This is a genomic window from Pseudolactococcus plantarum (assembly GCF_002441715.1).
GTDB classification, from domain to species: Bacteria; Bacillota; Bacilli; order Lactobacillales; family Streptococcaceae; genus Pseudolactococcus; species Pseudolactococcus plantarum.
Genome location: NZ_JXJX01000016.1, coordinates 1 through 11,624, shown reverse-complemented (window position 1 = coordinate 11,624; position 11,624 = coordinate 1). Strand labels below are relative to the sequence as shown.

The window sequence follows — 11,624 nt, the reverse complement described above, 5'->3', positions numbered from 1 at the left end:
TGACTCTAATAAATTGACTTAACGTCATAATGATGATATGAGTTGGTGTTTAAAATCAAAGGAGTTAACAGGTGGTACAATTATATTTGGTACCCGTAAAGTATTAAATTGATTGACCTGATGAAAAATCAGCTTTAAAAAGCACCAAATTTAGCACCAAAAAAGAGAGTAAACCGATTGAATGAATCAGCTTGTTGTATGCTGAATTTTTTGTTGTTACTAGATTTCGTTATGTTATGGACAATACCTATTTTTATGCTATAATACATTATTTAATATGATATAAAAGTAAGTGATAGCATACGTTAATCCAAGTAAATATAATGAGACTAGCTGAAAAATAAGGGTATCTTATTATGGAATTTTAAAATATCATGAGTTTTAAGGTCAATTTATGCAGGTTGCGAATGATATGAGAGAAAATTGACTTATTGAAACTTAAAGTTACTTGCAGAAAAGAACAAATGTTAGGGAGGATATGTTTTGGGGGCAAAAAAATTTACTGAATATGATATGAGAGATAACTTTGAGTTTCAAGTTTATGTGACTGATGAGCTAAGTTCTTTTAAAAAAGATGATGGAACAAAAATATTATATGTTGATCAAGCAAAACAATTTCCAGGGGTCATAAAAAAGGAAGGAGATAGAATAATACTTGAGTTATCAACTGTTCTTATGAAACATGAATCGAAAAATAAAGCAATTTTATCTGACAATGATGAGGTATACAGTGAAAAAGATTTTTCAACTTTGTATGCGACTACATGGGATGGGAAGATGCAGTTTATCATTGCAAATTATTTTTTTATATCTAAACATAGTTCAAATAGCTTTAATTCTGTTTCATATGATGGAATTACCAAGTATCATGTAACTAATCTTTCTATTGCATCTCAATTTATGTTACAAGATAAAGTGTACCAAGCCAGTTTCTATCTTGATTATATTCACGAATGGTTTTCTTTGTATGGCCCTATGATGACTAGAGAAGAACTAAACCAAAAACTTATTATATTTGAAAATATGGTTTATTGCGACGTTTCTTTTTCTTTGAAAATAAATGGATTTACTGAAAAATCCAGAAATACAAATGAGGTATTATTTTCAGCCCATTCTAGTATAATAGTGAAGTTTCAATCCCCTCAAACAAAAGATTTTGTTTTTGATTTAGCAGTGCAATTGCGAAATTTTTTCCAATTCTTACTAAATAAAAAAGTAGGACTCTATAAAATTTTATTGAATAATAATAATTCTTGGAATGGTAAAGATTGGCGTCCAGAAGATTATAGAGAAAATTGGTTTGTATCGCAATCTTTTCTACCGGATGAAATCAAGAAAAAAAGTTTAATATTTGATATTAATTATTCTACCATCAAAAATGATTTCGAAGATATTTTAAAAACATTTTTTCAAAAAGAAAAACTACAAAATTTTATTTCTCTATATTTAGCGATAAGTCAATATCAAATTCCTGTAATACCTGCTTTTTTGACACTTTCTTCTGGGGTTGAGAGTTATTTAAATGGGTCAACATTTTCAAACGATAAACCGGTGCAGAATTTTAGTAAAAAGCTAAATATGATATTCAATGGTAGCTGGGAGAATAATAAAGAAACCCTGCGTTGCATTGAAACGATTAAAAATAATCGAGATTTTTACGTTCATGGTGTTAAGAAAGAAAAAATGTTGTCTGAAATTGAACTTGTACCAACACTTTTTGAGTTCCAAGATGCTATTCGTAATTATTTGAAAAAAGAGTTAATAAATATCAGGTGATGTAAGATGCAATTTAAACTGCTGCCCTCACAATCTGTCGCATTAAGTTTAGAAAGAAAATTAAAGATGGTAACAATATTTATAGATTGGTTTTTAAGGGCACTTGGTATTTAAGTTTTTATAGGTATCATTTTTAGAGTTAAATTATCAAATTACTACATTGAAAATGTAAAAATAATATTAATTGATCCATTAGAATATAATTAGAACGATTTTAAAGGAGTTATAGAAAGTAAAGTACTTAATGATGGATTAAGCAAATTTATTATCACACCTAAAAATGTTGATATAATATATTTGAAATTTTTTTATATAAGTGAAACTGATAAGAAAGAAACCTTAATAGAAGAAATTCCAGGTATAAAAGAGTCTAATGCTTGTGCTTTCAAGATGACGTTTATAGGAACAGTTCCAACTCTAAAAGTTAAATGGGAGACTACTTTAGGTGAAAAAGGTGAATATATATTTAATATGAATGGTTTTAATGGTAATGTAAATATGACTAGTTACAAATATAAGCTTTCATTTAAAGGATTTATCTTTAAAATTTTAAATATCAACTAAAATGTATTTTTCTCTTATCCATTCAAAAACATTCAGAGGGGATAAATGCTTGTTCTGAGTGCGGATACTTGAAAATCATGCTTTGATTTTAATCAAAGCTAAAAACGTATACTCTATATAGTTGATGATACTTTTGAAATTGTTTGTTTTATGTATTTAGAGTAAACTGAGTTTTTTAGGAACTACATATTTAGGTATTATTGTTTTGTGTGTTGTTTGAGCACTGACGATTTATTATTATTTTGTTATGGCTTGATTCAAGACATCATATTAATATATATGCTCTGATCTATTTGGTTGTATCCATTGAGTTTTGTATTTCTATTGACAATCTTCACTTTGTGTATAGGCTTTGAGGAGTTATAAGAGAATTTAAAAATAGAATGTCTGAAATAAAGTATTATAGAGGATACATGAAGATATCATTGGATCATTGTGCTATAATAAGAAGTATTATGACAAACCATATCGTACTTTTTGAACCTAGAATACATTTTAATACAGGAAATATCGCGCGGACTTGTGCAGCAACAAACACACATCTGCATCTGATACGGCCTTTTGGCTTTGAGATTACAGATAAAAATCTAAAAAGAGCTGGTCTTGACTATTGGGATAAGGTTAACATTACTTATCACGATGATTTAGCAGCCTTTTTAGCTCATATTGAGGCGCTTGAGAGTGTTAAACTCCATCTCATTACCAAGTTTGCAGAACATGATTATTCTGAAAACGGTCTTTATGTCGATGAGGCCGACCATTATTTCTTATTTGGTCGTGAAGATACTGGCCTGCCAGAAGACTTTATGCGTCAAAATCCTGAAAAAGCCTTACGTATCCCGATGAATGATGAACATGTTAGAAGTTTAAATTTATCAAATGCCGCAGCCATCGTGATTTATGAGTGCCTCAGACAACAGCAATATCAAGGACTTGAATTGGTACATCGTTATGAGAAGGATAAATTAAAATGAGACTTTATTTTGTGCGTCACGGTAAGACAGTTTGGAATCAAGAAAGAAGATTGCAAGGGATGACTGGTGATTCCCCCCTTTTACCTGAATCACGTCAAGAAGTTGCTAACTTAGGCGATTATCTAGCAAATACTGAGTTTGATGCCATATTTTCAAGTCCGTCAAAACGGGCGATTGATACAGCAACGATTCTATCAGAACATAATCAACATCCCAAAGAGATTATCAAAAAAACTGAGTTATTTGAGTGGAATTTAGGTATTTTTGAGGGGATTTTGATCGAAGAAGCCATCAAAAAAGATCCTGATAATATGCATGCTTTTCGCCATCATCCAGAACTATTTTGGGGAAATCCGATTGGTGCTGAAAATTTAGCAGATGTGTATCGTCGTTTTCGTAAATTTATGACTTGGTTAGCCAAACAAGATTACGAAACTGTTTTGATTGTCAGTCATGGGGCGTTTCTATCAAGCTCTATCAAGATGATAACTGGTACACCGATTGGCGAGTTGAGACCAGCAGGAGTAGGACTTGATAACAACACCTTATCTATTGTGGACTATGATGGGCAGGATTATACCTTAGTCCAGTGGAACGAAAGACATGGCTGATAAATTATATTTTTCTGGGACTGTTGAAGCGATATTCTTTAGCAATCCAGCTAATTTTTATAAAGTGCTTTTGGTCGAGATTGCAGATACAAATGCTGAGTTTACTGGTGATGAAATCGTTGTAAATGGCATCATAGGTGATGTGATCGAAGGTGATAGTTATAAATTTTATGGTGAGTTGACAAATCACCCAAAATACGGCGAACAACTTAAAGTCTCGACTTATGAAAAAGATGTGCCAACATCTGGTGCTGGTTTAGTGAAATACCTGTCTAGTGAACATTTCCCAGGTATTGGTAAAAAAACAGCTGAAAAAATCGTAGAGGTCTTTCCAGAAGATACCATCGATCATATTTTAGACGCACCTGATCAACTATCAGGTATTTTGTCTGCCCAAAAATTGACAGGGTTTGTGAAACGTTTATCGGAAAATCATGGGATGGAGAAGATTCTCTCGAAACTAGCTGTCTATGAATTACCCAGTAAAATAAATTTTCAAATCTATGAGCTATACAAAGAAACAACCTTAGATGTGATAAAAGAAAATCCTTATCAGCTGGTGCTTGACATCAAAGGGATAGGCTTTAAAAAAGCGGATAAAATCGCCGAAGATGAAGGCATTTCAGCAACTAGTGATGCACGTATCCAAGCAGGATTAATGCACACTGTCATCACACATGCGATGGAGTTTGGCGATACTTATATCGAAGCACGAGACTTACTGGAAAAAACGATCGACTTACTTGAATCATCTAGAAATGTAGAAATTTTAGTTGATCAAGTCGCAACTAATATCAATACGTTATTAGCAGAAGGTAGATTGCAAGCCAAAGACACAAAACTCTTTGATAATGGCTTATATTTTGCTGAGGAAGGCATCTATCAAAGATTAGATAAATTAACCAATAGTATCCCGAAAAAACTTGATCCAGAGCGATTTGAGACGATCATGACAGAAGTGGAGACAACACTTGATATTCAGTATGATAGTCTACAAAAAGAAGCAATATTCAAAGCATTAACGCATCAATTTTTTATTTTAACAGGTGGACCGGGAACGGGTAAGACTACTGTCATTAAAGGCATTATACAAGCCTATGCCCTGCTGAATAAGTTAGACTTGAATCCTGATAATTATACTGATGATGTGTTTCCTATCGTTCAGTTGGCACCAACTGGTCGTGCCGCACGTCGTATGAACGACCTAACAGGTTTACCATCTGCGACGATTCACCGACAATTAGGGCTAAATTCAGATGATCAACCAGATGATTTTGGCAATGACTTATCAGGTAGTCTCTTAATCGTTGATGAGTTTTCGATGGTGGATACATGGCTTGCCAATAAATTGTTTGCAGCGATATTACCGTCTATGACTGTGATTCTTGTAGGAGATGCAGATCAACTGCCTTCTGTAGGTCCAGGACAAGTATTTGCTGACTTACTTCGCGTCTCTGATTTTGCCTCAGTTAGATTAGATAAAATCTTTCGTCAGGGTGAAGGCTCTACGATCACAAGTCTAGCACATAGCATCAAAGATGGCTATCTTCCAGCAGATTTTACGGCCAAAAAGGCGGATCGCTCTTATATCGAAAGTAAGGCAGTTAACATTCCTAACTATATCGAACAAATTGCTAAGGCATGGCTCAAAAGAGGAAACGATCCCTTTGATTTACAGGTCTTAATCCCTATGTATAAAGGTATTGCTGGGATTAACCAAGTCAATAAATCGCTGCAAAATCTCTTTAATCCTTTAGCAGATCGACTAGAATTTAACTTTCAAGATACGATTTTTAGACAAGCAGACAAGGTGCTGCATTTGGTTAATGAAGCTAGTTTAGATGTGTTTAATGGTGATATTGGTGTGATTACAGACTTAGTGCCTGCTAAGTATACAGAGTCTAAACAAGATGAGATCATCATGAGTTTTGATGGGAATGAAGTCATTTATCCAAGGGCAGAGTGGTACAAAATCACGCTGGCCTATGCCATGTCCATTCACAAGTCTCAAGGTAGTGAGTTTCCAACTGTCATTGTCCCTATGGTCGCCAGTTATCATCGCATGTTAGAGCGTAACTTACTTTATACGGCTGTGACCCGGGCAAAACAATCGCTCATTTTACTCGGAGAAGCGACAAGTTTTCAAACTGCAGTCACTCGACAAGGTGCAAATCGAAAAACATATTTGGTAGAACGCTTTGGTATCGAGACTAAAGCAGCTATCACGGATTCAGAGGTTAAAGAAACTATCATCGCTCCCACGCCAGTGATTAAAGATCTTGACCTTACAGTGGACGAGCAAACAGTCGATAAAAAGCAGTCCGCGTCGCCACTTAAGCAAGAAACTTATGTGTTAACACAGGACAACATCACAACGATTGATCCGATGATTGGGATGACCGACGCAGATGTGGCTGTATTTACAAATAGGTAGTCTTAAACTGAAGGGTGTTTTGGCTACAAAAAGTGTCAGTTATCAAATATGAATACATAACAGATAGTAAGACATGGCTATCAAAAAAAGATAAGCAAGTAATCATTACTTGCTTATCTTTTTTGTTTTTTATCAGGCCAATCGCTCACGTAATTTTTCAACAAATAAATACGTAGCAGGACAGATAATCGTATTTTTTATGGTTAGCTGATTGATCTGATAGATTTTGTTTCTATCAGTATGTGGAAATTCACGGCAGGCTTTAGGTCTGACATCATAAATATTGCAGAGATTGTCTCCTCCCAAGAAAGGACATGGCATACATTTGAAAATCTTATCACCATCTTCATCGACTTGTAGATAGGTATCTTCAAAAGTTGCTAGTTTCATCCGCATTGATTTGGAGATTCTTGTAATATCAGCTTCTGTAAAGAGTGGTCCTAAGGATTTGCAGCAGTTAGCACATTTTGTACAATCTATTTCCATGAAGACTTCTTCATGAATTTGTTTGGTGAGTTTATCTAAGTTTTTAGGTGGTTTCTTTTTAAGTGACGCTAAAAATTGTTTATGCACTTTTTGTTTTTGCAGTGCTAATTGTTTATAATGTTCGATATCCATAGTCTTTATTTTAACATAAAAATAAGGTGTAAAAGTAGGACTGCAAACAAAAAAGGAACTCAGATGAGTTCCGTTTTATTTAGTAATCCACAATCAGCTTATTTAGCCAATTTTTTTGCCAAACGTGATTTATCACGGTTAGCTTTATTTTTATGGATTAAACCTTTGGAATGAGCTCTGTCGATTGCAGCAGCTGCAACAACGTACAATGCTTGCGCATCATCAGCACCAGCAGCAACGGCAGCTTCAAATTTTTTGATTGAAGTACGCAATGCAGCTTTTTGAGCAGAGTTACGTTCGTTTTGAACGATGTTCAACTCAGCGCGTTTGATGGCAGATTTAATGTTAGCCATGTTTGTTCTCCTTATGAATGATATCAGCTCACTCATGTCAGCTGACTCAATAATTATATTGCTTAAAACACAATACTGAAACATTATAGCATAGAAACAAGTAAAACGCAAACGACAATTTTTATGTTATAATTGGTATAGTATTATAACAGAAGAGATCACTGACAGCTGACTTGTTTAGTGATTGGAAGGGGTACCATGTCATTTCAATTTGGTCGATTCAGATTAGGCCTAAGAACGATTAAAACAGTTATTGCTATTTTTATTATTTTGCTGTTTACGCATATTTTTCATCGTGGACAATCCGCAGCAATGATTGCAGGCATCTCAGCGATTATCGCTGTACGTGATTCTTACACAGCCACTTTACAGGCCTCAAAAGCAAGATTTATCGGCTCAGCATTAGGTGGGACGCTAGCAGTTATATATTTTTTTATCTATAGCTCGCTCCATTATAATTTTGCTGCACAAATGATTTTAATTCCCCTATTTGTTTTGGTAAACATCGTGATTATGGATGGCTTTAATCTGCATCCAGGTCTTGTTGGTGCTAATGCCACGTTATTAATTATTGCGCTGACTATCCCTGAGACAGATTATACAAATTATGCGTTAAATCGTGTTTTAGATACGTTTTTTGGCGTTATCGTTGCGACTGTGATGAATAGTGTTTTTATCCATGATGCTCCCATTAAGAAAAGAAAAATCAAGAGAACCTTTATACGTAGAAAAATAAACAATAGGAAGTGATGATATGACAGCAATTTATATTAAAATTCACGATGAGATTAAACGACAAATTGAAACTGGTGTGTATACAGTTGGTCAACGCTTGCCTAGTGAACGTGTGATGTCTGAAAAGTTTGGTGTGTCTCGTATGACACTCAGACAAGCAGTGACGAGTCTAGTCGAGGAAGGGATTTTATCACGTTATGTTGGTTCAGGCACTTATGTCGCTAGTGACCGCGTACGTGAAAAAATGCGTGGGACAACCAGTTTTACTGAAATTATCAAAAATTTAGGCAAAACACCAAGCTCAAAAGTCATTAGTTATCAAAAAACAAAAGCAAACGAAGTAGAGTGTGATAAACTTGGCCTAAAAAAAGGGGCGCAGATTATCCGGATGGAGCGGATACGCTATGCAGATGACTTACCGATTTGTTATGAAGTGGCAAGTATTCCGCACCGTTTAATAGCTGATTTTGCCAAAGATGATATCGCAAATCATTTTTATGATACCTTAGCGGTTGCAGGTAAAAAAATCGGACGTAGTGAACAGATCATCTCAGCGAAAATTGTTAACAAAGAAATTGCCTCATTTTTATCAGTAAAACCTAATTCAGCCATCTTAGCATTGACCCAAGTTTCTTGTTTTGCAAACAGTGAAGAAACGCCGTTTGAGTATGTGTTGTCACAATATGTTGGCGACCGCTTTGAATTTTATTTAGAAAGATAACCAGATGTCACATGCAAAACGTGTTATAGACTTACTTCATAGTGGTGAATTTGATCAAATGGCAGTTGAACTACAACAAGCCATTCAAACAGAAGATACCCCCATACTCGCTGATTTAGCTGAGTATCTTGCTATGATGGGATTTAGTCAAGAAAGTCGACAAGTATACGATAAGTTAACAAACGAGGCGCTTGATCAAACAGATATTATCTTAAATCTTGCAGAGATGAAGATTGATGATGGTGATTTGGAGGGTGCTTTAGCATTGCTTTATCAAGTTGATGCTGCAGATGAAAATTACGTTGCGGCACTTGTCATGATCGCTGATATCTATCAGTTGGACGGGGTTTGGGAAGCAGCTCTTGAAAAATTACAAGAAGCTCGCAGTTTAACAGATTCACCTCTAGTGGTCTTTGCCATCGCCGAACTATATTATAACCAAAGTAACTGGCAAGAAGCGGTAAATTATTTTGCCAAACTGAGCCAAAGAGAGATTTTTGATTTAACTAAGGTATCGACTTATCAACGTATCGGGACTGCCTATGCCTCACTGGGCGAGTTTGAAAATGCCGAGAAGTTTTTAGAGAAGTCTTTAGAACTTGCACATGATGATACAGTCTTATTTGAACTCGCACAGATTAATGCCGTTTTAGGAGAAAATACGCGCGCAATTGCTTTCTTTAAACAACTAGATGCCTTAGCACCAGATTTTGATGGCTACGCTTATCCTTATGCGCAAGTCCTAATCGCAGAAAATGAGTTTGATCAAGCATTTGCCGTGGCTAAAACTGGTCTGACTAAAAATCCTACAGATGTCCCTTTACTTCACTTAACAAGTCGGATTGCTTATGCGTTACATGACTTAGAAGCAGCAGAAAATTATCTTATCCAAGCACTTGATATCGCTGATTTACACGATGAGACTGTCTTCTTATTAAGTAATTTATATCTACTAGAAGAAGATTTTGACGCCGTTATAAATCTAGAAGCACTGCTAGACGATGATCATGCGCTAGCCAAATGGAATATCGCAAAGGCTTATCAAGCACAAGAAGCAGACGAAAAAGCCTTAGCTATTTATGATGATATCGCTCAGAGTGTTTTAGCTGATAATCCAGAATTTCTACTAGAATACGCACAGCTGTTAATCAGAAATGCACGTGCTACAGATGCTAAACTCAGTTTAAAACAGTATTTGGCTATCGTGCCAGATGATGAAAATGCACAAGCAATATTTAATGAGATAATATAATGGCGTTTTAACGCCTTTTTTGCTACAATGTGCATTGTAAAAGCAAACTTTCAAAAAAAGGATAGGAAAATGGAAAAAAATCAGGTAGAAGAAAAATGTGGGGCTGATTTAATCGTTGAGTCTTTAATCAACCATGATGTCAAATATATCTTTGGTATCCCAGGTGCAAAAATCGATAAAGTCTTCGATTCATTGCTAGATAAAGGCCCAGAATTAATCGTCGCGCGTCACGAGCAAAATGCTGCATTCATGGCACAAGCTGTCGGACGTATCACAGGAGAACCGGGAGTTGTGATTGCAACGTCAGGTCCAGGTGCCTCTAACCTTGCAACAGGTCTTGTAACGGCAACAGCAGAAGGTGACGCAGTCTTAGCATTAGGTGGTCAGGTAAAACGTGGAGATTTATTAAAACGTACGCACCAGTCGATGAATAATGCCGCACTCTTTGAACCTATCACAAAATATTCAGCAGAAGTACAAGATGCAGATACACTATCAGAAATCGTCGCAAATGCTTACCGTCTGTCTAAGTCTGGTAAACCAGGTGCTAGTTTTATCTCTATCCCTCAAGATGTTGTTGATAGTAAAGTCTCTGTGAATGCTATCAAACCCCTAAATGCACCAAAACTAGGTAATGCATCGATTGATGATATTAACTACCTAGCACAAGCGATTAAAAATGCTGTTTTACCTGTATTTTTACTAGGTAGTGGTGCATCATCAGCTGATGTCACTAAAGCAATCAGAGAATTACTACAACACGTTAATATTCCAGTCGTTGAAACATTCCAAGGTGCTGGTATCATCTCAAGAGATTTGATCCATAACTTCTTTGGACGTGTTGGGCTATTTCGTAACCAACCAGGTGATATGTTATTGAAAAAGTCTGACTTGATCATTGCGATTGGATATGACCCAATCGAATATGAAGCGAGAAACTGGAATGCTGAGATTGATAGCCGTGTGATTGTTATCGATAAAGCACTTGCAGAAATCGATACCTATTATCAACCTGAACGTGAGTTGATTGGTGATATTTCACAAACTCTAGAAAATCTGATCCCTGCCATTCGTGGCTATAAAATACCTGAGGGTAGCCAAAGTTATCTTGAAGGCTTGTACAAAGTCTTAAAAGCGAACGAATTTAATCGTACAGCAGCAGATAACCTTGTTCACCCACTAGATTTTATTGATGTGTTCCAAGAACATGTTAGAGATGATGAAACGGTTACGGTCGATGTCGGTAGTCACTATATCTGGATGGCACGTAACTTTAAGTCTTACGAACCTCGTCATCTCCTCTTTTCAAACGGGATGCAAACACTTGGTGTTGCCCTTCCTTGGGGAATTACAGCAGCACTGCTAAGACCTGGTAAAAAGGTTTATTCGATCTCTGGAGATGGTGGATTCTTATTCTCAGCACAAGAACTTGAAACGGCAGTACGTCTAAACCTACCTTTAATTCATATCATCTGGAACGATGGCCACTATAACATGGTAGAATTCCAAGAAGTTATGAAATACGGTCGTGCCTCAGGTGTTGATTTTGGGCCAGTCGACTTTGTCAAATATGCAGAAGCATTTGG

At 35.8% G+C, this 11,624-nt stretch carries 11 protein-coding genes; 9 read left to right on the top strand and 2 right to left on the bottom strand.

The window, feature by feature from the left end; genetic code table 11:
- The first annotated feature begins 483 nt into the window (after positions 1 to 483).
- The 5 genes from RU87_RS09110 to recD2 all read left to right on the top strand — a co-directional run bounded on the left by RU87_RS09110 (position 484) and on the right by recD2 (position 6,359).
- Positions 484 to 1,776 carry an ApeA N-terminal domain 1-containing protein gene (locus RU87_RS09110; RefSeq protein WP_068164798.1) on the top strand — a complete coding sequence of 431 codons (1,293 nt, stop codon included), beginning with the start codon at positions 484 to 486 and terminating at the stop codon, positions 1,774 to 1,776.
- Positions 1,777 to 2,073: 297 nt separating this feature from the next.
- Complete coding sequence (locus RU87_RS09105) at positions 2,074 to 2,340, top strand: hypothetical protein (RefSeq protein WP_068164802.1); 267 nt, start codon at positions 2,074 to 2,076, stop codon at positions 2,338 to 2,340.
- 455 nt (positions 2,341 to 2,795) lie between these two features.
- The gene (locus RU87_RS09100) at positions 2,796 to 3,314 is read left to right on the top strand and encodes a tRNA (cytidine(34)-2'-O)-methyltransferase (protein WP_068164805.1); all 519 of its coding nucleotides are present in this window, start codon (positions 2,796 to 2,798) and stop codon (positions 3,312 to 3,314) included.
- Entirely contained in the window at positions 3,311 to 3,925 is a 615-nt protein-coding gene (locus RU87_RS09095) for a histidine phosphatase family protein (protein WP_068164808.1), read from the top strand. Before RU87_RS09100 ends, RU87_RS09095 begins: the two co-directional genes overlap by 4 nt.
- On the top strand, positions 3,918 to 6,359 hold the full coding sequence (gene recD2, locus RU87_RS09090) for an SF1B family DNA helicase RecD2 (RefSeq protein WP_068164811.1): 2,442 nt from the start codon (positions 3,918 to 3,920) through the stop codon (positions 6,357 to 6,359). The genes RU87_RS09095 and recD2 overlap by 8 nt, the downstream gene beginning before the upstream one ends.
- Positions 6,360 to 6,491: 132 nt before the next feature.
- On the opposite strand, the gene RU87_RS09085 is transcribed toward recD2, so the two are convergent.
- On the bottom strand, positions 6,492 to 6,977 hold the full coding sequence (locus RU87_RS09085; RefSeq protein ID WP_068164815.1) for a YkgJ family cysteine cluster protein: 486 nt from the start codon (positions 6,975 to 6,977) through the stop codon (positions 6,492 to 6,494).
- 98 nt (positions 6,978 to 7,075) lie between these two features.
- Positions 7,076 to 7,330, bottom strand: coding sequence for a 30S ribosomal protein S20 (gene rpsT, locus RU87_RS09080; RefSeq protein WP_068164817.1), 255 nt, complete (start codon positions 7,328 to 7,330; stop codon positions 7,076 to 7,078).
- 198 nt (positions 7,331 to 7,528) lie between these two features.
- Here rpsT and RU87_RS09075 point away from each other — a divergent pair, with 198 nt between their 5' ends.
- From RU87_RS09075 to alsS, 4 genes are all read left to right on the top strand, one after another.
- Positions 7,529 to 8,080: an FUSC family protein gene (locus tag RU87_RS09075; RefSeq protein WP_068164820.1), complete on the top strand. Its 552-nt coding sequence runs from the start codon at positions 7,529 to 7,531 to the stop codon at positions 8,078 to 8,080.
- 4 nt (positions 8,081 to 8,084) lie between these two features.
- The gene (locus RU87_RS09070; protein ID WP_068164825.1) at positions 8,085 to 8,786 is read left to right on the top strand and encodes a GntR family transcriptional regulator; all 702 of its coding nucleotides are present in this window, start codon (positions 8,085 to 8,087) and stop codon (positions 8,784 to 8,786) included.
- Between the two features lie 4 nt (positions 8,787 to 8,790).
- A complete protein-coding gene (locus tag RU87_RS09065) occupies positions 8,791 to 10,038 on the top strand; it encodes a tetratricopeptide repeat protein (RefSeq protein WP_068164828.1) in 1,248 nt (415 codons plus the stop codon).
- Between the two features lie 69 nt (positions 10,039 to 10,107).
- Positions 10,108 to 11,624: acetolactate synthase AlsS (gene alsS / locus RU87_RS09060; RefSeq protein ID WP_096835850.1), on the top strand; the 1,517-nt coding region annotated here is incomplete at its 3' end.

Excerpts from the sequence above, each read along its gene's own strand:
- RU87_RS09100 (WP_068164805.1), top strand. The coding sequence starts at position 2,796 with ATGACAAACCATATCGTACTTTTTGAACCTAGAATACATTTTAATACA.
- RU87_RS09095 (WP_068164808.1), top strand. The coding sequence starts at position 3,311 with ATGAGACTTTATTTTGTGCGTCACGGTAAGACAGTTTGGAATCAAGAA.
- recD2 (WP_068164811.1), top strand. The coding sequence starts at position 3,918 with ATGGCTGATAAATTATATTTTTCTGGGACTGTTGAAGCGATATTCTTT.
- RU87_RS09085 (WP_068164815.1), bottom strand. The coding sequence starts at position 6,977 with ATGGATATCGAACATTATAAACAATTAGCACTGCAAAAACAAAAAGTG.
- rpsT (WP_068164817.1), bottom strand. The coding sequence starts at position 7,330 with ATGGCTAACATTAAATCTGCCATCAAACGCGCTGAGTTGAACATCGTT.
- RU87_RS09075 (WP_068164820.1), top strand. The coding sequence starts at position 7,529 with ATGTCATTTCAATTTGGTCGATTCAGATTAGGCCTAAGAACGATTAAA.
- RU87_RS09070 (WP_068164825.1), top strand. The coding sequence starts at position 8,085 with ATGACAGCAATTTATATTAAAATTCACGATGAGATTAAACGACAAATT.
- RU87_RS09065 (WP_068164828.1), top strand. The coding sequence starts at position 8,791 with ATGTCACATGCAAAACGTGTTATAGACTTACTTCATAGTGGTGAATTT.